This window comes from Klebsiella spallanzanii (genome assembly GCF_902158555.1).
Taxonomy (GTDB): Bacteria; Pseudomonadota; Gammaproteobacteria; order Enterobacterales; family Enterobacteriaceae; genus Klebsiella; species Klebsiella spallanzanii.
On sequence record NZ_CABGGS010000038.1, the window covers coordinates 1 to 314 of the forward strand.

Here is a 314-nt window from a genome sequence, read left to right on the forward strand (position 1 = left end):
CTGGCACCATCGACGTTTCGCGTTGTCGAAGTGACAGCGCGTCCCGAGACGTTGCGGGAGGCCGATGAAGTGCTGATCTGCAATGCGCTGATGCCGCTGGTGCCGGTTCGCCGCTGGGAGGAGACCACCTGGTCCTCGCGTGAGCTTTACCATTTTTTAGCCCCTTTGTGTGAGCTGTCTGGTTAGTATGAAGAAAATGTTACGTTTTATCCTGTTGCTGGTCGTGCTGTTGGGCATCGCCGCGGCGGCAGGCATGTGGAAGGTACGCCAGCTGGCGGACAGCAAGCTGCTGATTAAGGAAGAGACCATCTTTA

Annotated in this window: 2 pseudogenes; both read left to right on the plus strand. The window is 56.7% G+C overall.

From position 1 onward, the window contains the following. Window positions 1–186 (plus strand): annotated as a pseudogene (locus tag FN082_RS20550) (aminodeoxychorismate lyase); the annotation flags it as partial. Between the two features lies 1 nt (window position 187). After that, a pseudogene (locus FN082_RS20555) lies at window positions 188–314 on the plus strand (cell division protein YceG); the annotation flags it as partial.